Source organism: Vibrio aquaticus, assembly GCF_003970385.1.
Lineage (GTDB): Bacteria > Pseudomonadota > Gammaproteobacteria > Enterobacterales > Vibrionaceae > Vibrio > Vibrio aquaticus.
Map to the genome: position 1 here is coordinate 1 of NZ_RXZH01000008.1, position 26,313 is coordinate 26,313.

Consider the following 26,313-nt stretch of genomic DNA (forward strand, 5'->3'; position numbering starts at 1 on the left):
GGCGTATAGCCGAGAACAAGTAGCTTAACAAGCAATTTAAGAGGGATTCACAACGCTTGGCACTTTTGCTTCTACTTCAAGTTTAGTGTTTATGGCACAATGCTTTAGGTTTGGGTGGAGGCGTTGTTCACCCCTTAATTGGGCGTTAGGCAAAGGGCAAAAAAGTTCTTAGTTCTAATCTTCTTGTTCCCTCTGGCAGTTCGTTTTTCGTAGTGGGCAATCCAGCATTGTCGGCTCAAGTCCTTGAACCTCTCCAACCTTAAACATGTCAAAATTCGTGGGTTGCCTCATTGGTTTTCAGTGTTGGTCGGTGGTGAGTTTCATTGGCTTAAGGTGTGGAAAGGGCTAGTTCAAAGAAGCTTTCGTATTCGCTGTCATTTCGCAGCTTTGAGTTTCTCAGGTTCAAAAGCTACTTTCTCGCTGAAAGGCTGTATTTCGTGAGCATAAAAAGTGAGGCTGTAACATAGTGGCTGTAGTACTTCTTGAATCACAAAAAGTCAGTGGGTGATTGGTTGCTTATCGTGTTTAAGGTATTCTGTTTTCAAACCAAGTAAGTGAGTAAACGAGAAATTTGCCTAACAAACAATTCAAGCTGATTCGCAACGCTCGGCGCTTTCGGTTTCAATTGGTTTTGTGATTACGGTGAAGTGTTTGAGTGCTTTGGCAGTGTTGCTCACAACTTAATTGGGCGTTATGTTTACTTGTATTTCAAAGGCTTAAAGGTCTTAGGCTCTAGTTCTTTGTTCCTTTGGCAATTAGTCCCTAGTAGACTCAGCAAATCCGCATTGTCGGTCTAAGTTCTTGAATCTCTCAGCCCGTAAAACATGCCAATGTTCGTGGGTTGCTTCATTGTCAGGTCGTGGCGATCGGCTTCTTGTTTCACTGGCTCTAAGTCGCTTTGAGGCTTTTAGTCAATTAGCATTTCAGCTTGGCAGTTGCCTCGGCAATTCAACATTGTTTTGCGCTTTTGTTGGAAAGATAGGGCGCTTGTTGTTTCTTAGTAGGGTTGCCTCATTGGGCAGGGAAGTGGAATTACTGGTTTTGGGTTAGTCGCTTTTGGCGGCCAAGTTGGTTCTAGCCTTGTGGTTTGCTTCAGAAAATTAGTTTGAAATAGCAGTTCTTTCTCAAGTAAATCATGTATTTGTGGTAAAACATAACAAACAATTCAACAGTGATTCGCAACGCTTGGCGCTCTCACTTCGAGTTGAATTTAGTGTTTACAGCGCAGTGTTCAAGTTCAGTGTCTGCGCTGCTCACACGTTAATTGGGCGTTATTTTGCTTATTTGAATTATGGAGGATAAGGTTAAGTGATATTCCCACAAGCTCTAAAAGTTGGTGATAAGATTGGCTTCTTTTCACCATCTTCACCCGCAACGGCTTTTGCGCCAGTTCGTTTCAAACGAGCAAAGTCTTATTTGGAATCTCAAGGCTTTGAGTTAGTGGAAGGGCATCTCACAGGTTGCTCTGATTCATATCGCTCTGGCTCAATTCAAGATCGCGCAGAAGAATTGAACCGATTAATCCGCGACCCTAATGTACGATGTATCATGTCTACAATTGGTGGGAGCAATAGTAACTCTCTATTGCCCTACATCGACTATGAAGCGCTCAGAAACGACCCCAAGATTATCATCGGCTATTCTGACGTAACCGCTTTGCTATTGGGCATCTATGCTCAGACAGGACTAATTACATTTTATGGCCCCGCACTGGTTGCATCATTTGGTGAGTTTCCGCCCTTAGTTGATGAAACTCTAAAGTCCTTTCTGGAAATCTTATGTTCGGGCTCTGACTCTCATCAGTATACAATCCCTCCGCTGTGGACAGATGTTAAGCATGACTGGGAAACTCAGGACTCTCCAAAACCTAGTTACACGAATGAATGGCAGTTTTTAGGCAAAGGCCAAGTTAGTGGTCGTATAATTGGTGGTAATCTAAATACCATGGCGGGCATATGGGGTAGCCAATATATGCCAAAGATAGAGCAAGGCGATATCCTACTACTTGAAGACTCGCTCAAAGGTATAGAAACTGTCGAACGTTCTTTTGCTCATTTAATGGCTTGCGGTGTGTTCGAAAAAGTTGGTGCAATTGTTTTAGGCAAACATGAACTGTTTAATGACAAAGGGACGGGGCGCAGTCCGCTAGATGTTTTGCTTGAAGTGTTAAATGGAAAAAATGTTCCTATCCTCTATGGCTTCGATAGTTGTCATACACATCCAATGTTGGTTACACCACTGGGCGTTCGGGCTTCAATTGATTTTGACAGCGAAATTATTGAGGTTAAAAGCCAGTGGATATCAGCAAAATAACAAAGCATTTAAGAGTGATTCGCAACGCTTGCCGTTCTCGCTTCGCTCAAAGTATAGGCAAGCGACGCTCACACCTTAATGCGGCGTTATACGCTGCGCATAAAATTAAGCAATTAGAAGGATTTAAAGCTTATGATTACTTGCTATGTCAGGTACGTGATTGACCCGAAAAAGGTTAAAGAATTTGAAGAATACGCAAGAATGTGGATTCCGCTTGTTGAGAGGTTTGGTGGTCAACACAATGGCTATTTTCTACCGTCAGAAGGTGCGAATAATATAGCTCTAGCTTTGTTCACATTTGAAAGCTTATCAGCATATGAAGAGTATCGTCTTAAATCTCTAAATGATCCCGAGTGTATTGAAGCTTTTGAGTTTGCAGATAAAGTAGACTGCATTGTTAGCTATGAACGTAGCTTTTTTAGACCAGTACTCGGGTAGGGAAGCAACGTATAACAAGCAATTCAAGCTGATTCGCAACGCTCGGCTCTTTCGGTTTCAACTTGTTTGGTGATTACGGTGCAATGTTTTAGTAAGGTGGCAGCGTTGCTCACAACTTAATTGGGCGTTAGGCAAAGGGCAGAAAAGTTCTTTGTTCTAATCTTCTTGCTCCCTCTAGCCACCTGCTTTTCTTAGTCGGCAATTCTGTATTGTCGGCTCAAATTCTTGAATCTATCCAACCGTAAAACATGCCAAGACTCGTGGGTTGCCTCATTGGTTTTTAGTGTTGGTCCGTGGTGAGCTTCACTGGTTCAAAGTGTGGAAAGGGCAAGTTAATCGAGGATTTCTTTTTTGCTGTCAGTTCGCAGCTTTTAGTTTTCCGGTTCAAAAGCTACTTCGTCGCTGAAAGGACGCATTTCGTGGTTGTTGAAACCTCGGCTGTAACATAGCAACTTCAGTAGTTCTTGAATCACAAAAAGTCAGTGGGTGATCGGTTGCTTATCGTGTTTAAGGTATTCTGTTTTCAAACAAAGTTAGTGAGTACGTAGAAAATTTGCCTAACAAACAATTCAAGCTGATTCGCAACGCTCGGCGCTTTCGGTTTCAATTAGTTTGGTGATTATGGCGAAGTGCCTAGGCAATGTGGCAGCGTTGATCACAACTTAATTGGGCGTTATGAGCATCATTTTACTGTGAATAAACTCGCATTGCTTATCGAACCTTACCTTAGCTCTCTAGTTTTGATGAACAATGATAAACGGAGGTTCTATGATGCGTGAAATCGAGTTTATCGCTCATTCTCGAGCGCTTTCTTATTGTCTATCGTCCGTTTTCGGTGGTGTGGCAGTTTTGCTGACAGTGGACTTTGTTTTTTCTATGGAGCAAAGTGCAATTACTTATGGCTTTGTGCTTGTAGGCGCTGCAATTCAATATTTCTCCACTAAGCGTAAGTATGATAGCAATCTGACAGCGGATGATGATGAGGTGTATTTATTTAGCATTCCGGCTGCATTGAGGTATCAGAAGTCACTAACAGGCCGGCCTTATATTCGTGTTACATCCTTGACTCAAAAGGGCTATCACAGGGTGAAGGTTTTTGAATCTTGGGTTTCTGAACAGGACTGGCAGTTCATGCTGTCCAGATGCACATAACAATAAATTTAAGCAGATTCGCAACGCTTGGCACTTTCGGTTTGAATCGACTTTAGTGTTTACGGCACAATGGTTTAGCTTAGGTGGTGGTGTTGCTCACTACTTAATTTGGCGTTAGGCAAAGGGCAAAAAGTTCTTAGTTCTAATCTTCTTGTTCCCTCTGGCAGTTCGTTTTTCGTAGTCGGCAATTCAGCATTGTTGGCTCAAGTCCTTGAACCTCTCCAACCGTAAAACATGTCAAAATTCGTGGGTTGCCTCATTGGTTTTCAGTGTTGGTCGGTGGTGAGTTTCACTGGCTTAAGGTGTGGAAAGGGCTAGTTCAAAGAAGCTATCGTATTCGTTGTCATTTCGCAGCTTTGAGTTTCTCAGGTTCAAAAGCTACTTTCTCGCTGAAAGGCTGTATTTCGTGAGCGTAAAAAGTGAGGCTGTAACATAGTGGCTTTAGTCGTTCTTGAATCACAAAAAGTCATTGGGTGATTGGTTGCTTATCGTGTTTAAGGTATTCTGTTTTCAAACTAAGTTAATGAGTAAACGTGAAAATTTGCCTAACAAACAATTCAAGCTGATTCGCAACGCTCGGCGCTTTCGGTTTCAATTGGTTTGGTGATTACGTTGCAGCGTTTGAGTAAGGTGGCAGTGTTGCTCACAACTTAATTGGGCGTTATAAGTTATAGGAAGTAGTAAAGCAGATGTCAAAAGAACCAGTATCTCATCATTATTTGCCACAGTTTTATCTTAAGTCGTTTGCTTTTGAGTTCTCAAAAAAGAAAAAGTTGTATTGTGTGTACTCCTACGATAAGGAGTTTCAGCGTGTTGTAATACCCAAAACAACTAAGGAGATATGTTGCGAAAAGCACAGAAATACTTTGGATATGCTTGGTGAAAAAGACTTTTTTATTGAAAAGTCTTTTTCAGAGCTAGAATCAATAATGTCGGAGTTCTTTAAAGTTACTACGGGTTATTGTAAAGAATTAGAGAAAATAAATAAAATAAAGCTAGAAGTTTGGGATAGCGATAAATTTAGAGAGACAAGGTACTTACGTAGCTTAAATAAGTTAATGGATGAGCCTTATTATTTTAGGCTGTTTAACTACTTTATTACAGTTTTCTATTGGCGATTGACTATACATGACGAATATTTTGAACTAAACACTACAGAAAACTACTTGTCTGAATCTATTAGTTCTTTATTGCAAAAGTCTAACCAGATTGAAATTATAGACTTTAATTCTTTTCCTGAGCTTTTGAATGAAATAAAGTATGACCTTTATCTTCCATTTGCATTTGGCGAACAAAAAAATGTCATGAAAGTCTATAAGAATCTCATTTTTCCAATGTCCGGTGTTTACATTAATCAAAAAGAACACTTCAAGTTATGCCAAGTTTACCTTCCAGAACAAAGAATTGTCAGTTCTGATGCTCCATTTATTACGAATGACCGTGGGGTAAGCTTAGAACAAGAATTTATTTTTACTTGGTCACCTAACTTAGCTTATATTAATGTAAATAACCAAGCGAAGTTGAAGATTACCAATGTAATCGATTGGGCATTTAAGTTATCAGTACTTAATTACTTACAAGCAAAAAGGTTTGTATTTAGCAACGATAAACTAACATTAGAAAATGTGATCAACTATGCGAATATGAGATATGGAAACCAAGGGGTTAGTGACTTAAAGAAAGAGTTATTGGCTTTGGTGCAGTAACTCTTAGTATCAAGTTTGAAGTGCGACACTTTTTACAGATGCGTATGAATATACTCCTGTGAGGTATATAAACCTCACTTCTTTCCATAGGTGCGATGACGATTCGACTACAAAACCTCTTCATCACAGATGCCATTGAAGCTTTCCAGCTAAATACCTCTTTATGCGAGCACTTGCTTTCTTCATGTAGAAATCGTATATCTTTTGTTCTCAGTAAGGTATGTAAATATCTCAATTGAATCCAAATGAACCGTGACATGACAACGCAGGAAGCGACATGAAAATCTTTTACCTTGCACTTACCATCTTCGGGGTGTTGATTCCCTATGGTGCGTTACTCCCTTGGTTAATGGAGAACGGACTCAACATACCTTATTTGATTCAACAGGCAGCCGCTAACTCTGTTGGCCTATTTGCTTGGTTAGACGTTTTAGTTTCAGCAGTGGCCCTTTTAGGCTTTATTCTTGTTGACGGTGCTAGGAATTATATTAAATTTCGCTATGTTGCAGTGATCGGGACTCTAAAGGTAGGCGTCTCGTGCGGCTTGCCTCTGTACTTATATCTCAAAGAAAGGCAGCTGAACTATTGTTTATGTTAGAAACAGAACGTTTGATATTGAGAGACATGAGCTTGGACGATGAAGATGATTTTGTTGCAATGTCACAAGACCCGAAATATCAGCGATTTTATGATGAACAAGACTGTAAGCCAGAAAAGTACCAAGAACTGACTCGTTTGTTTGTCTCTCAAGCAAAAGAAGATCCTCGAGGCTCTTATCAGTTAGCCGTAGAGTGTAAAAAAACGGGAGAGTTCATAGGTACGGTATGCTTACGATTGGAAGCAAACCAACAAGCCTCTATGGGCTGTGCGTTTTCTCGCCGTCGTCAAGGTGGAAAACTAGCGCATGAAGCGGCCCATGCCTTAGCGGACTTCGGTTTTTCTGTTTTAGGTGTTCACCGTATTTATGCCGAAACCATTGGCAGAAATACGCCTGCGATTAAAATGTGCCAATCACTGGGAATGCGTCAGGAAGCACATCTAAGAGAGCATCGATTCTTTAAAGACCAATGGTGGGATACTGTCATTCTCGCGATTCTCAAGAGTGAGTGGCAAAGTCAAAGCTAAGGCTGAGTGTTGGAACCCAATCTTGGATCTGATGGATAAGATCGATCATAATGCTTCTAGTTGATTGGGCTAATACGGTGAGACTATGCAACAAGAAAGAAACGCATTGCTGGCGCTATTGAAAGATGAATGCGAAAAATATACTCAAATTCCATCGAGTGAAAACAGAGCGAAGCAAGAACAAAAGAAATTTATCTATGGGATCATGACAGCCAGTCGAGTGGTTGGCATAAGCTATGAAGAGCTAGAGACGATTGTTAACGCGATGTCTACACAGCCACAATTTAAAGACCTTGATGAGAAACTGGCAGTACCGACTTATATCAGAGACAAAGTGCAGCTTGAGCTATAAAGTCTCTACTCGCATTCTTATCCTCCAGCCTTTATCATATTCCATAGAATCAACGACTAAGAAGAAATGATGTCATTACCTGCTTGCCCTAATTGCTCATCTGAGTACGTCTATCAAGATCAAAACAACCTTATTTGCCCTGAATGCGCTTATGAATGGAACCCAGAAGAAATCGCCGCAGAGAAAGAAGCGAATGCGATTAAAGATGTCAACGGTGCGGTGCTAGAGCAGGGCGACAAGGTTACCTTCATCAAAGATCTCAAAGTGAAGGGCAGTTCCCTTGTACTTAAAATCGGCACAAAAGCGACCATCAGACGCATTGTCGAAGGAAAAGACCATCAGCTGGACTGTAAGCTAGATAAAGGTGGAGAAATGATGGTGACTGCGAAGTACGTTAAGAAAGCTTAACGAACCGATAGCCAGAAGAATAAAAACGCCTCAATAACAAGCGGCTATTGAGGCGTTTCTTTAATTGCTGAACGGTGTGGCTTATAGGTAACGCTGAATCAGGTGTTGTTTAAAGTGCTCAGCGTTGAGCGTTTCTCCAGTCGCTCGCTTAACCAGTTCGTCCGTCGTGAGTACGCTTCCTTGGCTCCAGATTTTATCGGACAACCAAGAGAAAATTGGCGTCAGGTCACCACTAAGAATTGCACCATCGACATCTACTGATTGCTTCATTGCCGCCATAAACTGCGCCGCATACATTGCGCCTAAGGTGTATGAAGGGAAATAGCCGAATGCGCCGTCTGTCCAGTGAATGTCTTGCATACAGCCATTCTTAAAGTTCCCTTGGGTAGAGAGCCCCAAATATTGCTGCATCTTGCTATCCCAAAGATCCGGTACATCGGTATGTTTAATTTTGCCATTGATCAAGTCACGTTCGATTTCGTAGCGCAAAATGACATGGGCAGGGTAGGTCAGTTCATCGGCATCGACTCGGATAAAGTCTTTTTTCACTCGCGTATATAACTTTTGGAAATTGTCTTGAGCGAACAGCGCTGGGTTATGTTGATCGAACTGTGAACCAGCCAGTTTTGCCAAATGCTGAATAAATGCTTCACTGCGGCCCACTTGCATTTCAAAAAACAGAGATTGAGATTCATGAATGCCCATCGAACGCGCTTCACCAGATGGTAGTCCTGACAAGGATTTCGGTAACCCTTGCTCATAACGAGCGTGGCCAGTTTCATGCACAATGCCCATTAATGACTGGACAAACTCGTTCTCATCATAACGCGTGGTGATACGAACATCAGATGGTACACCACCGCAAAACGGGTGGACACTCTCATCCAATCGACCGTGTTCGAAGTCAAACTGAAGTAACTTCATCACTTCTAAACCCAATTGTTTTTGCTTCTGGGTATCGAATTGGCCTGTCGGTTCTAGATAATGTTCACTGCTCTGCTTTTCAATCACCTGATCGATTAAATCAGGCAGCCAGGTTTTTACATCATTGAACAAGCTATCAAGCGAGGTAGAGCTTGTGCCAGGTTCATAAATGTCGAGCATCGCATCGTAGGGGGTTAAACCGTTCGCTTCTGCCCGAATTTGCGCCTCTTCCTGAGATAAGGCAACAACTTCTGACCAGTTTTTCTCGAAACCTTGCCAGTCGTTTTGGCCTCGTTGTGTGCGCCAAGCATGTTCACATTTCGAACCGGCTAGAGATTTGGCTTGTACGAGTTTTTCTGGCAGAACATTGGCTTGCTGCCATTGGCGTTTAAGCTCGCGCAGTGTGGCTGTTTCTTGCAAGGAAAGAGATTCTTGTTCCGCTTGTGCAAACCAATCTGCGAGTTGAGGCTGAGTGTGCAAAGAATGGATATGAACAGACAATTCAGCCATCGCATTGCTGCGGGCTTGGTTTCCGCCTGATGGCATCACTGCGGCTTGATCCCAACCAACGATAGCGGCAAGGTGATTAAAATGAGAGATCTTCTGAGAATGTGTGACGAGTTGTTTGAATGCGCTCATTAGCGGCCTTCCATGACGGTATAAAAAACAAAGTCTACCAACCTAAGGCTGGTAGACCAAGTCTTCACACAGTGTTTTTAGCCTTGGCTAGCACGCTGTAGACCGAAGTTGTTTTTAGCTTGTGCTGTCAGTTTTACAGGCCAACCGTAGCCTTGATACTCATTCAGCAGTGCTTGTGCAACATCTTCGCTTACGTTTACTTGCGTCCATTTGCCAATGCCCATTACCTGGTACGATAGTTCTACCATCACCATGTTTCCTCCCCCCGGAATAAGAAATCGTAATCCTCCCGATTACATGACAGCATACTAATTGAACTTTTATGGTTTGTCATCCTATAAATTGCGCTAGATCAAAAAATGTGAAGGTAATCATTAATGGAATCACTGTCACATAATTGTAATAGTTATTTGATTGAAATATTGGTAGGTGATGAATTTGGAACAATCGAAATGGAATGTAAGGATGAGTCATTGTGATCAGTAATGTTGAAGCCTTTTTGGTCGCGATAACGATATTGACGTTAACCCCCGGCCTAGATACCGCTCTAGTGGTACGTAATTCCTCTCGTGGAGGCTTCACGGATGGTGCGTTGACCAGTTTGGGTATTTGTTTAGGGTTGTTTGTTCACGCGACATTCTCTGCAGTGGGTATATCCGCGTTGTTAGCGCAATCGGCAGAGTTGTTTAGCGTAGTTAAACTGATTGGTGCCGCCTATTTGATTTGGCTCGGGTTATCGACATTGATGAGTTTGTGGAGAGGGGAGTTATCCTCTGGGCTTAACGTTGACGCAACTACTCATCGGTTTGATGCTAAACGTTCACTTCGAGAAGGGTTTCTGTCGAATGTGCTTAACCCTAAGACGGCCGTTTTCTATTTGGCCTTTTTGCCACAGTTTATAAACCCTGAAGGATCGGCATTAGTGCAGTCATTTTTGATGGCGGCGATTCATTTTGTGATTGCGATGGTATGGCAATGTGGTTTGGCAGGGTTACTCAATTCAGCGAAAAACTTGCTTAAGAGCTCGGTGTTTATGACTCGAATGGAGGCAACAACGGGGGCGGTATTAGTTGCTTTGGGAATTAAACTCTTAGTAGAAGAATAAAGCAGCGGCGAATACCGCTGCTTTCACTGTATGAAATCTAGATTGTTTAGAACTTAAGATGTGACCGGCTGTTTCATCGCGTTAATATTGGCTGCAAAGTACTGTTTGGTCTCTTCTATTACAACATGGCGAAGCATGATCAGACCTATAAGGTTTGGAATCGCCATCAAGCCGTTTACGATGTCAGCAATAATCCAAATCATATCTAAGTGCAGGAAAGCGCCAGACGCGACCAAGGCAACAAAGACTATTTTGTATGGCAGTACCGCTTTTACTCCGAAAAGGTAAACAACACAGCGCTCACCGTAGTAGTTCCAACCTAGAATGGTGGTGAAGGCGAAAAAGATCAGGCCGATAGAGACCAGAAGAGGGCCAAACGTCTCAGCATTCAATCCAACCGCAAACGCATGAGTTGTCATCGCGGCGCCGGCAAAATCACTCTGCCATGCACCCGTTAGAATCAAGGCTAGGCCAGTCATGGTACAAATGATGATGGTATCGAAAAACGTACCCGTCATCGAGATAAGGCCTTGCTTCACGCATGAATCTGTTTTTGCTGCGGCGGCGGCCATTGGTGCGCTACCAAGACCAGATTCGTTTGAGAACACGCCACGAGCAATACCCGATTGAATCGCTAGCATAATGCTTGCACCTAGGAAGCCGCCTGTTGCCGCTGTTGAGGTGAAAGCTGAAACGATAACAAGCTCAACGGCATCAAACAGCTTATCAGCGTTCATGATGATTACACTCAAACACGCTAACACGTAAAACAGCGCCATGGTTGGCACCACTTTACCTGCCACTTTAGCAATAGATTGAATACCACCTAACGTTACAAAGGCGACTAATAGGGTTAGAACGGAAGCTGAAATTTCACGAGAAACACCAAATGAGATCTCAGTGGCATCAAGAATCGCGTTAACTTGCGGGAAAGTACCGATACCGAAGCAGGCAACACCAAGAGCGAAAACAGCAAACATCACCGCCAATGCTTTCGAACCCACACCGTATTGCAGGTAGTACATAGGGCCGCCAATCATTTGGCCGTTACTGTCTTGTTTACGATATTTGATCGCCAGCAAACACTCTGCGTATTTGGTCGCCATGCCAAACAGTGCAGCTAGCCACATCCAAAAGAGTGCGCCTGGGCCACCAAGCTTGATTGCCGTGGCAACGCCAACAATATTACCCGTACCAATGGTGGCCGATAGGGCAGTACATAGGGCAGCGAAGCTAGACACATCGCCCTGTTTGTTTTTGTCTTCTTTGCTAAACACCATTTTTAGTGCGGTGGGTAGGTGCCGAAACTGAAGTAAGCCTAAGCTAAAAGTGAAATAAACACCGGTACCGACCAATAAAATGAGCAGTGGTGGACCCCAGACAAAGTTGTCGATGGTTTTTAGTAAAGAATGAAGGTTATCCATGATTTCCCCTTAAGTGATAATGCTTATTTAAGGAGAAGAGAGAAAAGCAGAGATCAAAAGAAGATCTCAGTAAGCGAGTAGACAGAGAGTCTGCGGCTGATGGTTACTTTCCACTCCTCTGTCCTTTTGCCTGAGAGTTTCACTCGACCTTATTGAATATGGTCAAGCTTGCTCCTTCGGCGACCGATTTAACGGTTCTCTCCAGAGGTTCCTCCAACTACAGTCCCTGCCACCTTAGTAGCACCTGAAATAGTTAATTCTTCGGCGGGTTGTTTTGTCTAAATGTTGATATTTAGAAAACAACCACTCTCCTGTAGTCTTCATCGGAACAATTACCCAAGTAAATGGGTAAAAGATGGTCAATAGCTCTGTGCTATTAACATGTGAACTCTATCATAAAAATATTGTAATTCAATAAACAATTGCAGAAAAATAGCGAGAGATTTTTCTGATAGTAAAAGACGCAATTGTGTCGAAATGACTCTGTGGGTTTCTATGTCTAAATGACATGATTTGAGTGGGTTTTGGTTCTATGTTTATGAAATAATTGCGTAAGAATACTTGGTATGCATTGTGCAATATCAAAGGAGATAATAAAAATGACTCTAGTGAGGTCTCTATGTTTGTTCAATCAAAGTTTGCTCAATCAAACACTGAAAAATTTAAACTCCTGCTCAATGTCTCGAATTGTGTTCTGGTGCTGACTTCGGTCGTTATGATCGTGAGTATTCTTATGTCTTACCCATACGCAGAACATTTTAGTTTGCCGGTACAAGTTGCAGCTCACATCAGTACGATCGTTATCGCTGCGTTTCTTAAAGTCAGCTACGTCACTCGCTGTCTTGCACAATACAATTTAGGTATTGAAGTAAGATAGCGCAGCACAAAAAAATAGCGCCACAAGGGCGCTATTTGTGTATCTGTATTGATTAAAATACGAGATTAGAAATAGTTTGCATCAAGCAGTTCGCTGGTGTTTACGCTTTTCACTTCTTCACGAGCTTCAAGCCATTTAACCACTTGTGCTTTTTGTTCTTCAGTCACGTCTTCATAACGTTTAGTACAGCATAGGAAGCCTTCAAATAGCTCAAGGCCACCGCCACCAAAACAAAGGCCAAGTGAGTCAACGTAGTCGATGAAATCATCAACGAACGTATCGTAGCGAGCAAAATCGTTGATAGTCGTTTCGCAGCTTAGTTCAAAGCCTAACATTGCAAACTCACCCAAAAATAGTTTCTTCTGGATACGGCGTTTTTTATTCTCTAACTGGTACGGTTTCATACTGTTTTCTCACGAGTAATTGAAGGTTCTTTATACCTCAAAATAGCGGAATCAACCAAATTAAATCCTGCACAATGTGGAAGGTTGGTGGATGTTTGCTCGTCTAGGTATGGTCAGTGAGCCAGATCCAGAGCTGACACAATGAAATAGACGTAACTCTGACTATTTAACACCAAAAAATGGTATAAAGTGAAAGGTAGAAAGTCCATCTAAGGAGAGAGTATGACAAGGTTGTTAGCCATCGTCTTTTTTATCGCACTTGCTTTTGTATTGATCCGCTATCGAACCAGTGAAAAGCTACAAAAATACGTGGTCATTACTTTGCTTTCTGGCTTTTTTATATACACAGCAACACTTATGGTTACTGAGCTCATACGTTAACGGTTTAGGAGCAAACAATTGAACGAACGAACCAACAATCAAGAACACGAAAATGATGACGTGGTCGTTATTGAAGAGCGAGATAAACGTACCTACGTCTATATTGCTATTGCGGGAGTCCTAGGCTTAGCGTTGGGGGGATTGATTGGTTCAACATTGACCGCGAACAAATGGGAATCCACTTATCACTCTTTAGAAGAGCAGTATCAAACACTTGCATCTGAAAAAAAACAGATGGTAGTGCAAGTTGAAGAGAAAGTGGCAAAGGTCGATGATGAAGTGGCTGAAAAGCTTCAACAAGCGATTCAACAGCAACAAGAAGAACATCAAACAGCACTCGCTAAGTTACAGCAACAAGTTGAAGAACTAGAGAAAGTAAACTTGTCGCTTGAAGAACAAGTTTCTACTCAAAAAACACAGCTTGAAGAGACAAGTAAGGTGAACAGTAAACTGAACCGTCAGGCAGACATGCAAGCCACCATGTTTGAGCGTTCTCGTGAACTGTTCCAACAAGAGTTAAAGGTTAAGCAAGAACTTGAAGCGCTGGAAAAAGAGCGTGATTCGCTAGAGCCGACTCTTGTTAAACTGAAAGAGCAATGCGACATCTATCTGCAAGGCACATCTTGGGATGCAACGTCAGATTCTTGTGATAAACAAGACGAAGCCAACTCGCGCTTAAGCCAAGTGAACCAAATGATCCGAGTTCATCAAATGGATCTCAAACAGATGCAAGCTTTGTCGGAAGAACTCGGCCTATAACGGACTTATAGACCCAAATAACAACGCCTCACTTTATCGTGGGGCGTTTTTGTTTTAGCCGAAATTGGCCATTTGCCTTTCTATGGTGGGATTTTGCGCTAAGTTTATAGTCATATAGACAGAAGTAAGGCATGGAATGCGGAGCTTAAAGAATAACTATGGGGTAGTCGCGATAGTTGCGGTGGCTTATGTCGGCGCTGTTGGTGTCATGTCGCTTGATTTACTGACAGAGCCACACCCGTGGGGGCGAGGTTATTGGTTATTTCCTGTGTTTTTGCTTTGTGCTCTGGTCGTGGACTCGCCGAATTTGAAGCATATTTACGCTTTCGCTGCTGTTGCGATGTTTATCTTAGGTGGTCTTATTGATTCCTTCCCGATTGATTCGGTCGAAAGTTGCCTACTACTACTTCCATTCTGCTACATGGTTTTGTTCCCCGGGACCCTTTGGCCTATTGCAGTCGGAGCCGCGGTCATCAATGGCTATTTGTACCAGATAGACCTGAAAGAATTCGAAGCCTTTATCGATGTCTCATTACATACCACGGCCATCACCGTATTCGCGACCTTGATGACTTACTACTATGTCACCGTCAGGCAGCAAGCGAGTGATTTTAAGCATGAGAGTCAGACGGACTTTCTCACCAAATTGCCGAATATGAATGCTTATAAAGAAGAGATCGAACGAGTGAATGCCCGTAATGCAGACCATTTTGCATTGATCCACATAGGGTTGGTCGGGTTCAAAAACGTCAATGATCGACTGGGCTATCGTCATGGTGATGATTTGCTGATCGCCTTCTCGAATCATACTAAGCAAGTGGTGGGGGAGTATGGCACCTTGTTTCGTCTTGGGGGGGATGAGCTCTTAGTACTCGTCGAGAGTGACGAGCTGATTGCAACCTTGGATAACTTGGTGGCTGAGTTCAATAAACAGCAACACATGATGTACAACATTGATAATACCTCACACCGACTCAATTTCTGTTTAGGCATTGCCTTTGCCGCAGATGCAAGAGAGAGTCACGAAGTGTGGGAAAAGAATGCAGATTTTGCCTTGTACAAAGCGCGAAGAGACAAAAAGACGAACGTCTGTTGGTTTGATGATGAGTTGCTTGGTGAGACCATACGTCAGCATCAAATTGAAACCGAAATAAAGTCGGCACTAGAGCATGAACAGCTTATCCTAATGTTTCAGCCGAAGGTCTCTTTAGAAACAGGGCAAGTGATGGGGGCTGAAGCCTTAGTTCGTTGGAACCACCCTCAACTCGGCATGGTACCACCCAGTGAATTTATCCCTCTGGCTGAGAAAACCACGCAAATTGTTCCGGTTGGGCACTGGGTTATCTATGAGGCGTGCCGTAAAGCGAAAGAGTACAGCGATGCAGGAACGCCAATGTGTATCGCGGTGAATGTTTCGACTGTCCAGTTTGCTCACGCTGATTTGTTTGATGTTGTGGTTCGGGCATTAAAGGAAACCGAGCTGCCATCGCATTTGCTGCAAATGGAAATTACCGAATCTTCCCTAATGAGCGATCCTGAAAACATCATGGATATATGCCGTCAGCTAAGGGCGCTAGGTGTGACCATTGCTATTGATGATTTTGGCGTTGAATACTCAAGTTTGAAATACTTAAAACAGTTGCCAATCGACATCATAAAAATTGATAAGTGCTTCGTTGATGATTGTGTGACAAGTGAATCCGGCCGGATATTGATTCGTACCATGATCCAAATGGGGCACAGTTTAGGGATTAAGCTGGTGGCCGAGGGAGTAGAGTATCAAGAACAGTTAGATGTTTTGGTGGCTGAGGAGTGCGACCAATATCAGGGCTATCTATTCTCTCAACCTCTAGATAGCGAAGCATTTTTCTCTATGCTGAAACAGCAGCAAAACAGTCATGCCTCGTTGGTGAATCATTAAGGCCGCATGAAACGGCCCTAATGAAATGTTCTTAATGAAACAGATTAGTGCGTTAAGTAGTGCTCTAGGAACTGAGTCACTTGAACGATATCTTCAACCGCAATGTATTCTTCTGTCGTGTGAACTTTCGCCATGCCTGTTGAGATATTGACTGTCGCTAGACCTTTCGCATTAAAGTTATTCGCATCACTGCCACCGCCGGTTCCTTTCGTGAATGGGCTGGCGCCAATGGCTTCGAACGAAGATTTAACCGATTGAATGTGTGGATGAGCGTCATCAATTACAAAGGCATTATAAGCACGGGTAGATTCGATGTTCACTTGCGCACCATGCTTATCAGCCGCACTTTGGAACGTCGAGATCATGTGCTCAACTTGAGCCGTTAGCTTGTCGTCATTCAGCGAGCGTGCTTCGGCAACAACCTTTAACTCAGGCATTACGATGTTAGTGGCATTACCACCTTCAACAATACCGATATTCGCCGTGGTTTCTTCATCAATACGCAGTAAGTTCATTTGCGTGATCGCCTCTGCCGCCACCTGAATCGCGCTGATCCCTTGCTCAGGGGCAAGACCGGCATGGGCAGGGCGGCCGATAAACTGCGCTACAATTTTCTGCTGACCAGGGGCCGCGTTAACGATGGTACCAATTGGGCCTCCGGTATCGAGTACAATCGCTTTGTCTGCTTGAATGTAAGACATATCAAAATGCTCTGAACCAAATAAGCCGCCTTCTTCATGCACAGTAAAGGCGATCTCTATCGTTTTATGGTCAACGTTTTGCTCTCGGATTACGCGAACGGCTTCCATGATGGCAGCGATGCCTGACTTGTCGTCACCGCCGAGAATCGTATTGCCTTTCGAGCGAATGATGCCGTCTTCAATGATAGGTTCAATCCCTTTACCTGGTGTCACTGTGTCCATGTGGCAGCTCAGCACAACGCTGTCATCGATGTTGCCATCAAGATGAGCATAGATATTAAAACCATTGGAAACGTCAGCAGGAACAGGGAGCTTATGCACAGTAAAGCCTAGCTCACCGAGCTGTTCTGCTAGGGTTTGCGCAATGAGCAATTCGTCACGTGATTCACTGTCAATTTTGACTAGCTGGATAAAGTGATCAATAAGGCGAGAGCGGTTAATTAGAGTCATTGTAATACCTTGATAGGGAACAGAGGCATTACCTTATCCTTGTCTGGACGAGAAAAGCCTGCGATAAATCAATTTCTTCACCGCTCACCGCGACTTTTGAGCAAAATGATATCGTCAGGCTATACCTCTAATAGCATTAGATTAATTTGGTGAAACTCAGACCGATCAATCGATTCACTGTTTCATCCGATTGCTCACCAAAGATGCTAGAAGCGGTTTGATTGATGTGCAGAATGAAGGTGCGAGCAAAAAGCTGCTGTCGATCGTCTTTCCCTATTTGTGAAAGAATCAGACAAATAAGGGCGCGAAAGTTCCTTTTATCGAGTGCGCTTACCCAGCTTTGCTCGAAGGCTGATAAATCTTTCTTAAACTCAATATGATCGGCAAATAGCTTCAGTAAGCGCCCTTGTAAGGCTTCAAGAAAATCCGTTTTCTTTGGAAAGTGGTGACTGATACCAGTACGAGAAACTCCTGTCTCTCGGCTCAATGTCGTGTAGGACATCGAATCATATCCATTTTCTAAAAGTTGTTTAGTCACCGTATCTAGGATGAGATTTATCGTGACTAAAGTATCTTCTTTGCTACGTTTCGGCATAGGGAATACAGAGTTGGTCTTTTTATTGATTGTCGTATTGTAAATCATTGCAGTACAAAACACCATAAATCGAGTTTTTTTGGCGGTTATTATCCAAGTTATTGAGGTGGTAATAGATTTAAAACTTCAGTTGTAAATAAATTGTTACTACGGATGGTGGAGTTAAGTTGATGAATTTTAATGAATAAAGTTGCTTTGAAACATTGCGTTTACACTCTTTCGATTCTTTGACGGTGGCAGGAGATTGGCGCTGAAATATTCATTTCTCGGTTGAGTTAGGCCAATTTAGTAGGAGAAACACGGCAGTTAACATCAATGAGGGATTAAAATGAACGAAGCTTACAACCCATTAGGAACCGATGGTTTTGAATTTGTTGAGTACACCGCGGCCGATGAAAGTGGGATCGAAGATCTGAAGCATCTATTCAATTCACTTGGATTTGCTGAAGTCGCCAAGCACCGTTCGAAAGAAGCGTGGCTTTATAGACAAGGTGATGTGAATTTTATCGTCAATGCTCAGCCGCACAGCCAAGCGCATGGCTTTGCCAAAATGCACGGTCCTTCAGTGTGTGGCATGGCATTTAGAGTCGCTGACTCAGCAATCGCAATGGCACACGCTTTGAACAATGGCGGTAAGGAGTATGTGACCGAAATTGGCCCAATGGAGCTGAGTATTCCTGCCATTTACGGCATTGGCGAAAGTCTGCTTTATTTTGTCGACCGCTATCAGGATGGCAATATTTATGATGTCGACTTCCGTTTTTATGACGATGCTAAGGAACGTCTGGCGAAGATGGATGTTGGCCTATATGAAATTGACCACCTCACGCATAATGTGAAACAAGGCAATATGGATGTGTGGTCGGGATTTTATGAGCGCATCGGCAACTTCAGAGAAATTCGCTATTTCGATATTGAAGGCAAGCTGACGGGCCTAGTGAGCCGAGCAATGACCGCCCCATGTGGCAAAATCCGCATTCCAATCAATGAATCTTCTGACGATAAATCACAGATTGAAGAGTTTATCCGTGAATACAACGGCGAAGGCATTCAGCACATTGCTTTGACGACGGATGACATCTACCAAACGGTTCAAACCCTGCGTGACAGAGGTATGGACTTTATGCCAACGCCAGATACCTATTACGAGAAAGTGAACGATCGAGTTGAGGGGCACAGCGAAGAAGTCTCTAAACTCAAAGACCTGCGTATTCTCATCGATGGCGCGCCAATGAAAGATGGCATCTTGCTGCAGATATTCACCCAAACCGTTATCGGACCTGTCTTCTTTGAAATCATTCAACGTAAGGGCAATGAGGGCTTTGGTGAAGGCAACTTTAAAGCGCTGTTTGAATCGATCGAAGAAGATCAAATTCGCCGTGGGGTATTAGACGATGCATAAGTGGATAACATTCCCTCATCGGGAGGGAGTGTGCTCCAAACAAGCGCATGCAGATTTTCCCGAAGAGGCTATCTATGAACGCGAGGCGGGTCGCAGTGGGTTCTTTGGCCCAGCGGCTCATTTTCACCATCAACATGCGCCTACTGGTTGGAGTGAATGGGAAGGGGACTTAAAACCTAGAGCGTTTAACTTCAACTCTGTTGAGAGCGCATCGCAAACGTCACCTTGGTCTGTTCCTCATCTCTTACACAATGCCAACTGTAAAGTGCGAGTGTGGAAGTTGAATGCCGCTATGGAGCATTTGGTTCGCAACGCCGATGGGGATGAGCTGTTGTTTGTTCATCAGGGCAAGGCGGACCTTTACTGCGATTATGGTCATTTAGAAATAACAGAGGGGGATTATGTCATGATCCCTCGCTCAACCTCTTGGCGCTTAGAACCCAGTGAGCCAATGTTCATTCTGATGATAGAGAACACGGACGCGGCCTACACCTTACCTGAGAAGGGTATGGTGGGTAATCACGCTGTGTTTGATCCTGCAGTGTTAGATGTCCCTTCCATTGATGATGCGTTTAAAGCGCAATATTCGGAGCAATCGACACAAGTTCACATCAAGCGCCATGAACAAGTCAGCGTGGTCACTTATCCGTTTAATCCACTAGACGCGATTGGTTGGCACGGTGATTTGTCGGTGGTGAGAGTCAACTGGCGCGATATCAGGCCGTTGATGTCACACCGTTATCATTTACCACCTTCTGCCCATACCACCTTTGTCGGGCAAGGCTTTGTCGTGTGTACGTTTGTGCCAAGGCCAATTGAGAGTGACCCAGGCGCGCTGAAGGTGCCGTTCTACCACAACAATGACGATTATGATGAAGTGCTTTTCTATCATGCGGGTGACTTTTTTAGCCGTGACAACATTGAAGCGGGCATGGTCACATTTCACCCTGCAGGCTTTCCTCATGGGCCTCATCCCAAAGCCTTTAAAGCAGGTCAAGAGCATAAGAAGAAGTTCACCGATGAAGTCGCGGTGATGATTGACACGCGTCATGCATTGTCGTTTACCGATGCCGCACAGAAAGTAGAAAACCCGGATTATGTCTACAGTTGGAAAGAGAAGCCGTTAAAGGATTAAATATGAAGTTAGCCAGCTTAAAAAATAACAGCCGTGATGGCCTTTTGGTTGTCGTGAACAAAGCATTAACGAAGTGTGTTGCTGTACCAGAGATTGCTCAAACCATGCAACAGGCGCTCGATGATTGGCAAGATGTTGAAGCGCAGTTACAGGAAATCTACGTCGCGCTTAACAATGGTGAGCTAACTCAAGAAATGGAGTTTGATCCGGCTCGGTGTGAGTCTCCCTTGCCACGAGCGTATCAATGGGCGGATGGTTCAGCTTATGTTAACCATGTTGAGTTAGTCAGAAAGGCGCGCGGCGCAGAAATGCCCCCAAGCTTTTGGACCGATCCTTTGATGTACCAAGGTGGCTCAGATGCGTTTATTGGACCGCGGGATGATATTCCAGTTGTTAGCGAAGAGTGGGGCATTGATTTCGAAGGTGAAGTTGCGGTGGTTACCGATGATGTCCCGATGAACGTATCAACGGAAGAGGCAGCAAAGTCGATTCGATTAGTCATGCTAGTCAATGATGTCTCTCTGCGTGGTTTGATTCCAAACGAGTTAGCAAAAGGGTTTGGCTTTTTCCAATCTAAGCCTTCTTCCGTTTTCTCACCGGTGGCGGTCACTCCCGATGAGCTCGGAGCGCATTGGAATGACTCAAAGGTGCATTTGCCACTGCTGAGTTACTACAACGATCAGCCCTTTGGCTGCCCAAATGCGGGCGTGGATATGACATTCGACTTTGCGCGCTTAATCGCCCATGCAGCGCAAAGCCGACCGTTATCGGCAGGGGCGATTATTGGCTCAGGTACTGTGTCAAACAAGCAAGGGACCGATTATGGAACGGCAATCTCGGAAGGTGGCGTAGGGTATTCCTGCATAGCGGAAGTGCGCATGATCGAAACGATTCGAGATGGATCACCCTCAACCTCATTCATGAAGTTTGGTGATCGTATCAAGCTTGAAATGCTCGATGAAAAAGGCGATTCAATTTTTGGTGCCATAGATCAACAGGTCGTTAAATATGGCTGATCGGATTCTATATGGCTATTGGCGCTCGTCAGCGGCGTATCGAGTAAGAATTGCGCTGAACCTTAAGGGGCTCGATTATCAGCAGCGTTCGGTACATTTGGTCAACAATGGCGGAGAACAACACTCCGCTGATTATTCTCAACTCAACCCCAATCAGCTCGTGCCAGTCTTGGTCGATAATGGGTTAGTGCTCAATCAATCACTTACCATTATCGACTACCTTGATGAAGAGTATGGAGGGGGACTACTGACCCCAAAGGGAAAAGAACAACGTTATTTGGTTAAATCGATGGCACAAGACATAGCGATAGATATCCATCCTTTGAATAACTTGCGCGTGTTGCAATACCTTTCTGGTCAGATGGGGGCGAGCGATACTGATAAACAAAATTGGTATCGCCACTGGATTGAAACCGGGTTTGAAGCGTTAGAGCAGCGCCTTAACAAAACTCGAGGCCGCTACTCAGTAGGTGATGAAATCAGTTTGGTGGATGTGTGCCTTATTCCTCAAATCTACAATGCTAAGCGGTTTGGTGTTGATTTGACGCCATACCCAAATATCAATTTGGTGACAACGTCACTTTATGGTGTTGAGGCTTTTATTCAGGCTGCCCCTGAAATGCAGCCCGATGCGGATGCAGCAGGGTAGTCGCTACGATGTTACGTCCACCTTCTTTGGCGCGGTAGAGCGCCTGATCTGCTTGTTCAAATAAGTCGTTGATATGGGTGTTGGCGGTAGGTTCGGTCATCGCTACCCCCAAACTGACAGTGAGCACTTCTGATGTACTTGAATAGTGATGCGGTACCGCGGATTGCTCTACCTGTAAACGAATCTCTTCCGCAATATCGATCGCGATATCCAACCCCAGTTGTGGCAGCACAGCGATAAACTCTTCGCCGCCTACTCGAGCAAAGAACGCTTTGGATGTATGCAGTTCAATATGATTAAGGCAGTCAGCAACGGCTTTGATTGCTTTGTCTCCGGCCAAATGACCATAGTTGTCGTTGAATGCTTTAAAGTGGTCGATATCAAAAAGGATCAAGCTCAGCTGACTGCGGTTTTCGATACTTTTCGCCCAAAGCTCTTCAAGCTGTTCGTTGAAATACATGCGGTTTTTAAGGCCCGTCAACGCATCTTTCTGTGCCAACATTTTGATTTGATGATTGGCTTCTGACAACTCTTCAATCAACCTTTCTTTTTGTACCGTTTCGCTAATGCGTGTGGTGGCTTTGGAATGCAACACTTTGGTGTACAAAGTCACGTAGACAATGCCTGCAATGGTGATCACAACGACTTCAAAGTAAAGGTGTAATTCCAGTGCGAAATAGAGTGACAGCGGCGCCATGAGTGACCAAAAATAGGTTTGCAGTGAGGGAATGGAATTGACGTGAAAAATGGTCCCTGCGTAAGCCAATGCTGTGCACCAAATGGTGGCGGCAAGTAGGTTTCGTTCAGGATCAATTTGAATAAACCAAATGGTGCCAACCGCCCAGACAAAGCCTAATAGTGAACGTGTTGCCATCAGAGCGATCCAACTCAGCTTATTTAGCTCTCCTGCGACTAATTGAGGTCTTAACAATTTATCGGCTATAAAACGACAACCGATGACCGTGGGGAACAACCCGATCCAAATCATCAGTTGATGCGTTAATCCGTATGAATAGAGTGAGATAGCAACAACGATAACCGCCAGTAAGGAGTGAATAAGAGCAATGACCGGAAAGCCATCGATGACTTCGAGGTGTTTGCGGCGGCTAACTTCATTAACTAGGATAGAATTCATTTTTAGGGTATCTCATTCTATATGTTAGGTGAAACTTATCGTAAACGTTTACTGTTGTAAACAAATGAAGTGAAATTGCTCGGATCGTGGGGTGAAATAGACAGAAAGTGGTACTAAATTGGGCGTTATAACGCAAAAAGGCCACCTAAATGGTGGCCCAGTATCTTCCTTGGAGAATCAAAGCGATTAACGCATGCCTTCGGCGTGACGTTCTCTTTGTTGTAGCTCGGCAATGTTGAATTGGCGTACGTCCAGTGTCGCTAAATCATTGCACTCTTTGCATGAATGATGGCATAGGCCGTCAACGTATTCATGTTTGGTCAGCATACTTGGCTTTTTACACCAGTCACAGATACCTTCGATCGTAAACATAGTTTTCTCCCCACCTTTAGATCTAGGTGTTATTTTCGGCACGGATTATTGCATAAATAACGAAGGCTGGTTAAGCATTTGTTATGGTTTATGGGAGAGAGATCGATTGCGCCCCTTTGAAATACGGGGCTGTCGACATTTCGAAAACTAAGTAACAGTGTTTTGTAACTATTTATTAACGTGCTTGACGATGAGCTTTAAGGCCTGATTTAAACGTTTCATTTCAGCGTCACTGCCTTTTAAATCAGGGTGATAAATCTTAGAGAGCTGTTTATAACGAGCTTTGATTTGTTTCTCGTCGGGAATGGTGCTCGGACTAAACCCAAACAATGCACAAGCTAAGGTTAATGGTTTATCTTGAGCGGCAGGCTCTGCTTTTTGTGGCGAGTTTTGTGGTTGCTGTGCAGAGGCGACTTGTTGTTTCTTAATATGACGATACATACTCTCAAGCTGACGCTTTTGTTGTTTAAGCTGTTCATCGCGACGTTTGAGTTCTCGCTCTAACTTGGTGTAACGTTGTTGAGTCGATAAGTCGCTCTCACTGCTCGCGCTTTTTAGTCGATGGTTCTTACGCATCAACCAGACAACTGCGACTGTGGTTAAAAGTAGCGTCGCGAGCAGACCATAGATTGTCATATTGTAAGACGCGGTGCTGCTTTCGAGAGAGCGCGCTTTCGGGCTTACTTCTATATCAGAGGTATCAAAAGCGACTTCAAGTTGATCGATAGCGGCCACTTGTTTTGCGCGGCGATTATTGAACTGCTGCTCTAGTACTTTGGCGTAACGCTCTTCTGCATTAGGATCAAAACGCATCGCTTCTTGATACCACAGTTCGGCTAAGTCGAGATTATTCGCGGGTGTGTTTAGATCTTCGTACAGTTTTCCGAGTAGGCTAGGGGCTTGTGTACTGCCTTCGCTCGCGGCTTTACTCAACCAGAAAATAGCGTTTTCCGGATCGGCTTTTGTCCCTTTACCCCAAAGGTAACCCTGCCCAACATGGATCGAGGCGTTATGATTTCCATTCAGTGCGGCCTGCTCATACCAATAGAAAGCTTCTGACTCTGAAGCTTCAACGCCATCACCGAGTTCGTATCGTTGCGCGAGTTGGAATTGAGCATGGATATTCTGATTCTGCGCACTTTCGGTCAGCTCTTGAATAGATTGAGCATAGCTGGTGGTTGAAACGAGCAAAAGCAAGGTGGAAAGCAGACGCAAAGTGACCTCAATATTCAGAAGGTAAAGAATAATTATATCAGTGGTTGTACAGAGATTGGATTAGGGAAGCAAGTTTTGCCAGATTAAATACAACATTGGCTCCCGAAGAAGCCAATGAAATCACACTTAAATGACGGGTTTTCTGTTACTTAAGTGGTAGGATTTGAATCTCAACACGGCGGTTACATGCGCGGCCTTCTGTCGTGCTGTTTGTGCACAGTGGGTAACGTTCACCATTACCACGAGCAATGGCACGACCTGCTGCAACACCCTGAGAAACAAGGTATGAACGAACAGACTCAGCGCGGCGCTCAGAAAGCACTTGGTTAGTCGTCTCGCTGCCTGTGCTGTCTGTGTGACCATCAATCACAAGGCTTGTATCTGGGTATTCAACTAGAATACGTGCAACACCGCGTAGTGTTTTATGGATGCTTGGGTCAAGCGTGTATGAGCTTGATTGGAAGCCGATGCCATTTTCAAGGCGAAGAAGCAATTGGTTTTCACCAACACGTTCAACTTGAACGCCGGAATCAAGGAGCTCTTTACGCAGCGCAGCTTCTTGTTGGTCAAAGTAGTAACCAACACCACCACCAACGGCGGCACCACCTGCTGCACCAATCAATGCGTGCTTACGGCGTTCTTTAGCGTCATCACCCGTTGCAAGTCCAACCGCTGCGCCAGCAAGAGCACCGATCAGGGCGCCTTTGGTTGCTGAGTTGGTTTCTGAATCACCTGTAGTGGCAGATTGACGTTGGGTGGCCTGACAGCCAGTAAGTGCGATTGCAACAGCTAAAGCAAGCGTAACTTTTTTCACGAGAACATCTCCGTATATCATTATCTCGCCGATGCAGCCGCACCGGTCTTTGGTAGGTTGTGAATTAACCTGATGCCATGCGTAATGTCAAATGATAATTGCACCAGTTGGCTGAATATCAACCAAACTGGCCGTAAATTGACATTACCTAAGCATTTTAGGGGTTTGAGCACCATTGATAGGGCGACTCACCGAGACAGTGCGGCCTTTTTTCAGTCCCACTTCGTAATCTGCGGTCAGGTTCTTCATCGCTTCTCGAAGCTGTTGCTTAAACGTTTCTCGGTCGATGTTTTTAAACTCTTTATCGATGTAATCATCAATTTTCTTCGCTGAGTCTTCATCCGGGCTGATAATCGGCAGCTTCTCAAGAGCGCCTTCCACCCAGCCTGACAAGAATGAATTGACTCGGCGAGTCACTTCTAATGTTGAAGTACCAGTTCCTGAGAAACTGTTACGGAATTTTCCCGTTTGCTCGTTCATTTCACGATAAACGATATCAAACGCAAAAGCGGCGAAAATGGCGCGATCCGCCTCACCGATAAACTCGACGCGTTTAAGACCTTTGTGATTAAGCAGAACGGCTTCAACGCCAAACTTGGTGTTGATACCGCGGATAATGCGAAGAATGTTTGATCCAACGTTACCTGGAAGCAGGTGGGTAGATTGGGTCTTACCCATTTTGATGAACTCGATGTCATCTTTATCTAAGCCGTATTTCAGCATTAGACGATGAGCCATTTTAATTGCATTTGCCGCTTCGTTTACGTTGGCTGAGTTGCCAAGCTCTAAACATTTTGCAATTTTTTTCAGGGCTTTCTGCTTATCCATTGACCGGAACATTTCTCTCAAACTTTAATGAAGTCGGACATTTTACCCCGTTATGAGAAAAAACGGAAATGAA

General features: G+C 44.1%; 28 protein-coding genes and 1 riboswitch. Of the genes, 17 read left to right on the forward strand and 11 right to left on the reverse strand.

Annotation, left to right across the window (positions count from 1 at the left end; genetic code table 11):
• Positions 1-1,308 precede the first annotated feature (1,308 nt).
• The 8 genes from EJ063_RS15905 (at position 1,309) to EJ063_RS15945 (ending at position 7,494) form a co-directional block, all read left to right on the forward strand.
• The gene (locus tag EJ063_RS15905; protein ID WP_126575316.1) at positions 1,309-2,313 is read left to right on the forward strand and encodes a S66 family peptidase; all 1,005 of its coding nucleotides are present in this window, start codon (positions 1,309-1,311) and stop codon (positions 2,311-2,313) included.
• A gap of 132 nt (positions 2,314-2,445) precedes the next feature.
• A complete protein-coding gene (locus EJ063_RS15910) occupies positions 2,446-2,751 on the forward strand; it encodes an NIPSNAP family protein (RefSeq protein ID WP_126575317.1) in 306 nt (101 codons plus the stop codon).
• 768 nt (positions 2,752-3,519) lie between these two features.
• Positions 3,520-3,903: a hypothetical protein gene (locus EJ063_RS21030; RefSeq protein WP_167469911.1), complete on the forward strand. Its 384-nt coding sequence runs from the start codon at positions 3,520-3,522 to the stop codon at positions 3,901-3,903.
• Between the two features lie 689 nt (positions 3,904-4,592).
• Positions 4,593-5,609 carry a DUF4238 domain-containing protein gene (locus EJ063_RS15925; RefSeq protein ID WP_126575318.1) on the forward strand — a complete coding sequence of 339 codons (1,017 nt, stop codon included), beginning with the start codon at positions 4,593-4,595 and terminating at the stop codon, positions 5,607-5,609.
• 277 nt (positions 5,610-5,886) lie between these two features.
• On the forward strand, positions 5,887-6,207 hold the full coding sequence (locus EJ063_RS15930; RefSeq protein WP_126575319.1) for a DUF2834 domain-containing protein: 321 nt from the start codon (positions 5,887-5,889) through the stop codon (positions 6,205-6,207).
• Entirely contained in the window at positions 6,195-6,734 is a 540-nt protein-coding gene (locus tag EJ063_RS15935; RefSeq protein ID WP_126575320.1) for a GNAT family N-acetyltransferase, read from the forward strand. The genes EJ063_RS15930 and EJ063_RS15935 overlap by 13 nt, the downstream gene beginning before the upstream one ends.
• A gap of 85 nt (positions 6,735-6,819) precedes the next feature.
• On the forward strand, positions 6,820-7,086 hold the full coding sequence (locus EJ063_RS15940; RefSeq protein ID WP_126575321.1) for a hypothetical protein: 267 nt from the start codon (positions 6,820-6,822) through the stop codon (positions 7,084-7,086).
• A 69-nt stretch (positions 7,087-7,155) separates the two neighbouring features.
• Positions 7,156-7,494: a zinc ribbon domain-containing protein YjdM gene (locus tag EJ063_RS15945; RefSeq protein WP_126575445.1), complete on the forward strand. Its 339-nt coding sequence runs from the start codon at positions 7,156-7,158 to the stop codon at positions 7,492-7,494.
• 81 nt (positions 7,495-7,575) lie between these two features.
• On the opposite strand, the gene EJ063_RS15950 is transcribed toward EJ063_RS15945, so the two are convergent.
• A complete protein-coding gene (locus EJ063_RS15950) occupies positions 7,576-9,057 on the reverse strand; it encodes a carboxypeptidase M32 (protein ID WP_126575322.1) in 1,482 nt (493 codons plus the stop codon).
• Positions 9,058-9,134: 77 nt separating this feature from the next.
• Positions 9,135-9,311 (reverse strand): hypothetical protein, encoded by a 177-nt coding sequence (locus tag EJ063_RS21035; protein WP_167469912.1) that lies wholly within the window; start codon positions 9,309-9,311, stop codon positions 9,135-9,137.
• A 218-nt stretch (positions 9,312-9,529) separates the two neighbouring features.
• Here EJ063_RS21035 and EJ063_RS15955 point away from each other — a divergent pair, with 218 nt between their 5' ends.
• Complete coding sequence (locus tag EJ063_RS15955; RefSeq protein ID WP_126575323.1) at positions 9,530-10,162, forward strand: LysE family translocator; 633 nt, start codon at positions 9,530-9,532, stop codon at positions 10,160-10,162.
• A gap of 53 nt (positions 10,163-10,215) precedes the next feature.
• Here the strand turns inward: EJ063_RS15955 and EJ063_RS15960 are convergent, their stop codons facing one another.
• Positions 10,216-11,586 carry an alanine/glycine:cation symporter family protein gene (locus EJ063_RS15960; protein ID WP_126575324.1) on the reverse strand — a complete coding sequence of 457 codons (1,371 nt, stop codon included), beginning with the start codon at positions 11,584-11,586 and terminating at the stop codon, positions 10,216-10,218.
• A gap of 108 nt (positions 11,587-11,694) precedes the next feature.
• A riboswitch (glycine riboswitch) is annotated at positions 11,695-11,801 on the reverse strand.
• 404 nt (positions 11,802-12,205) lie between these two features.
• Between EJ063_RS15960 and EJ063_RS15965 the strand changes: the two genes are divergently transcribed.
• Positions 12,206-12,463, forward strand: coding sequence for a hypothetical protein (locus tag EJ063_RS15965; RefSeq protein ID WP_126575325.1), 258 nt, complete (start codon positions 12,206-12,208; stop codon positions 12,461-12,463).
• Positions 12,464-12,528: 65 nt separating this feature from the next.
• Here EJ063_RS15965 and EJ063_RS15970 read toward each other — a convergent pair whose 3' ends face one another.
• Positions 12,529-12,867: a 50S ribosome-binding protein YggL gene (locus EJ063_RS15970; RefSeq protein ID WP_126575326.1), complete on the reverse strand. Its 339-nt coding sequence runs from the start codon at positions 12,865-12,867 to the stop codon at positions 12,529-12,531.
• 222 nt (positions 12,868-13,089) lie between these two features.
• Here EJ063_RS15970 and EJ063_RS21040 point away from each other — a divergent pair, with 222 nt between their 5' ends.
• The 3 genes from EJ063_RS21040 to EJ063_RS15980 all read left to right on the forward strand — a co-directional run bounded on the left by EJ063_RS21040 (position 13,090) and on the right by EJ063_RS15980 (position 15,928).
• Positions 13,090-13,248 carry a hypothetical protein gene (locus EJ063_RS21040; protein WP_167469913.1) on the forward strand — a complete coding sequence of 53 codons (159 nt, stop codon included), beginning with the start codon at positions 13,090-13,092 and terminating at the stop codon, positions 13,246-13,248.
• A gap of 18 nt (positions 13,249-13,266) precedes the next feature.
• Positions 13,267-14,007, forward strand: a complete 741-nt coding sequence (locus EJ063_RS15975) for a chromosome partitioning protein ParA (RefSeq protein ID WP_126575327.1) — start codon at positions 13,267-13,269, stop codon at positions 14,005-14,007.
• 136 nt (positions 14,008-14,143) lie between these two features.
• Complete coding sequence (locus EJ063_RS15980) at positions 14,144-15,928, forward strand: putative bifunctional diguanylate cyclase/phosphodiesterase (RefSeq protein ID WP_126575328.1); 1,785 nt, start codon at positions 14,144-14,146, stop codon at positions 15,926-15,928.
• A 44-nt stretch (positions 15,929-15,972) separates the two neighbouring features.
• Here EJ063_RS15980 and EJ063_RS15985 read toward each other — a convergent pair whose 3' ends face one another.
• Positions 15,973-17,079 (reverse strand): M20/M25/M40 family metallo-hydrolase, encoded by a 1,107-nt coding sequence (locus EJ063_RS15985; RefSeq protein ID WP_126575329.1) that lies wholly within the window; start codon positions 17,077-17,079, stop codon positions 15,973-15,975.
• Between the two features lie 136 nt (positions 17,080-17,215).
• Positions 17,216-17,674 carry a TetR family transcriptional regulator gene (locus tag EJ063_RS15990; protein WP_126575446.1) on the reverse strand — a complete coding sequence of 153 codons (459 nt, stop codon included), beginning with the start codon at positions 17,672-17,674 and terminating at the stop codon, positions 17,216-17,218.
• Between the two features lie 328 nt (positions 17,675-18,002).
• Here EJ063_RS15990 and hppD point away from each other — a divergent pair, with 328 nt between their 5' ends.
• The 4 genes from hppD to maiA are packed head-to-tail and all read left to right on the forward strand — an operon-like array spanning position 18,003 to position 21,876.
• Positions 18,003-19,076 (forward strand): 4-hydroxyphenylpyruvate dioxygenase, encoded by a 1,074-nt coding sequence (gene hppD / locus EJ063_RS15995; protein WP_126575330.1) that lies wholly within the window; start codon positions 18,003-18,005, stop codon positions 19,074-19,076.
• Positions 19,069-20,211, forward strand: a complete 1,143-nt coding sequence (locus EJ063_RS16000) for a homogentisate 1,2-dioxygenase (RefSeq protein ID WP_126575331.1) — start codon at positions 19,069-19,071, stop codon at positions 20,209-20,211. The genes hppD and EJ063_RS16000 overlap by 8 nt, the downstream gene beginning before the upstream one ends.
• Positions 20,212-20,213: 2 nt before the next feature.
• Positions 20,214-21,227 carry a fumarylacetoacetate hydrolase family protein gene (locus EJ063_RS16005; RefSeq protein ID WP_126575332.1) on the forward strand — a complete coding sequence of 338 codons (1,014 nt, stop codon included), beginning with the start codon at positions 20,214-20,216 and terminating at the stop codon, positions 21,225-21,227.
• Entirely contained in the window at positions 21,220-21,876 is a 657-nt protein-coding gene (gene maiA / locus EJ063_RS16010; RefSeq protein WP_126575333.1) for a maleylacetoacetate isomerase, read from the forward strand. Before EJ063_RS16005 ends, maiA begins: the two co-directional genes overlap by 8 nt.
• Here the strand turns inward: maiA and EJ063_RS16015 are convergent.
• The 5 genes from EJ063_RS16015 to EJ063_RS16035 all read right to left on the reverse strand — a co-directional run bounded on the left by EJ063_RS16015 (position 21,827) and on the right by EJ063_RS16035 (position 26,240).
• Complete coding sequence (locus tag EJ063_RS16015) at positions 21,827-23,011, reverse strand: GGDEF domain-containing protein (protein ID WP_126575334.1); 1,185 nt, start codon at positions 23,009-23,011, stop codon at positions 21,827-21,829. The two genes, maiA and EJ063_RS16015, sit on opposite strands and share 50 nt — an antisense overlap.
• A 186-nt stretch (positions 23,012-23,197) precedes the next feature.
• Positions 23,198-23,383, reverse strand: coding sequence for a hypothetical protein (locus EJ063_RS16020; protein ID WP_126575335.1), 186 nt, complete (start codon positions 23,381-23,383; stop codon positions 23,198-23,200).
• 168 nt (positions 23,384-23,551) lie between these two features.
• Positions 23,552-24,598 carry a J domain-containing protein gene (locus tag EJ063_RS16025; protein WP_126575336.1) on the reverse strand — a complete coding sequence of 349 codons (1,047 nt, stop codon included), beginning with the start codon at positions 24,596-24,598 and terminating at the stop codon, positions 23,552-23,554.
• 145 nt (positions 24,599-24,743) lie between these two features.
• On the reverse strand, positions 24,744-25,412 hold the full coding sequence (locus tag EJ063_RS16030; protein ID WP_126575337.1) for a YiaD family glycine zipper/OmpA-like lipoprotein: 669 nt from the start codon (positions 25,410-25,412) through the stop codon (positions 24,744-24,746).
• A gap of 144 nt (positions 25,413-25,556) precedes the next feature.
• Positions 25,557-26,240, reverse strand: coding sequence for a DUF2786 domain-containing protein (locus EJ063_RS16035; protein WP_126575338.1), 684 nt, complete (start codon positions 26,238-26,240; stop codon positions 25,557-25,559).
• Between the last annotated feature and the right edge of the window lie 73 nt (positions 26,241-26,313).